Raw genomic sequence first — 1,689 nt, forward strand, 5'->3', positions numbered from 1 at the left:
AGGAAATCGAGCGGAATCTCGTTGCGCCGGGTCTTGTCGAACAGATAGCGGCTGCCGCGCACCCAGGTCCACATGCCCAGCACGATGGTGAAGGCTACGGCCAGCGATGCCCAGCCGCCCTCGAACACCTTGACGATATTGGAGGCAAAGAAGCCGATGTCGATAAAGGCAAACAGCGCCGTCAGCGAGACGGCCAGCCACAGCTGCCATTTCCAGATGCGCGTCATGACGACATAGAGCAGCACCGTCGTCACTAGCATGTTGCCGGTCACCGAAATACCATAGGCCGACGCCAGCTTGCTGGACTCGCCGAAGCCGACGACCAGCATCATCACCACCAGCGCCAGCAAGAGATTGACGCGCGGCATGTAGATCTGGCCGGACTGTTTTTCAGATGTGTGAAGGATTTCCAGACGCGGCAGCATGTTGAGCTGCACGGCCTGCCTGGTCAGCGAGAAGGCGCCCGAAATCACCGCCTGGCTGGCGATCACGGTCGCAGCAGTCGCCAGCACGACCATCGGGATCAGCGTCCAGCCCTCGTTCATCTCGAAGAACGGATGGCCGACCACGCCGTTCTTTGCCAGCACGAAGGCGCCTTGCCCGGCATAATTGAGCAGCAGACAGGGAAACACGATCGCCAGCCAGGCGAGCACGATCGGCTTGCGGCCGAAATGGCCGAGATCGGCATAGAGCGCTTCGGCGCCGGTGACGGCGAGGAAGATGGCGCCGATAGTAACGAAGGCGACGTCGGGCGAATTGATCAGAAAGGCAACGATGTAGTGTGGGCTCACCGCCCACAGGATTTCCGGATCGGCGATGATGTGGTTGAGACCGGAAAGGCCAATGGCCAGGAACCATACTGCGGTCACTGGGCCGAACACCAATCCCACCCCGCCCGTGCCAAAGCGCTGTACGGCGAAAACCATGGCAAGAATGACCAGAGTTAGCGGCACCACGTAAGGCTGGAAGGCAGGCGTGACGACATTCATGCCCTCGACGGCCGACAGCACCGAGATTGCCGGCGTGATGACGGCGTCACCGAAGAAAAGCGATGCCCCGACGATGCCGATGCCAAGTATCAGCGCCGAACGCTTGGGGAAACTGCCGCGCGCCAGCGCCATCAGCGACAGCACGCCGCCCTCGCCGCGGTTGTCGGCGCGCAGCACAAACATGATGTATTTGATGGTGACGATGATCGTCAGCGACCAGATGATCAGCGACAGAACGCCAAGAATATCGCCGCGATCAGCCACGCTACCGCGGGACGATGCCACCAGCGCCTCGCGGAACGCATAGATCGGGCTGGTGCCGATATCCCCATAGACGACGCCAAGCGCGCCCAGCATCAACACCTTGGTGCTGTGTTGTTCGATTTCGGGATGGCTCGATTGTTCGACGGGTTCTGCCTCACTACCAGCATTGGCAAGGGCCATGGACGACACTCCGATAAGTGCGCGGTCATCTACGCTTGCTGCGATGCAATATCAAGTGCCGTCGCGTGATGGCTCCCATGCCGGCAACGCTCGGCTGCTCGGGAGATCATCGGTCCACGCGAGATTCGCGGGCTCGATCTGCAGGCATGGTCGCACCAGCAGGACCGGCAGCATATGCGTCCGTCAGATCGCTACCTGCGTACCAATCTCTACCACACGGCCAGTCGGGATCTGGAAATATTCGGTCGCGTCGGCC

1 protein-coding gene is annotated in these 1,689 nt (G+C 60.9%); it reads right to left on the bottom strand.

The window, feature by feature from the left end:
* The coding region (locus AC07FD_RS16635) for a potassium transporter Kup (RefSeq protein WP_478350724.1) at positions 1-1,433 on the bottom strand (1,433 nt) is incomplete at its 3' end.
* Positions 1,434-1,689: the final 256 nt, after the last annotated feature.

The sequence above is a fragment of the Mesorhizobium waitakense genome, from assembly GCF_056431085.1.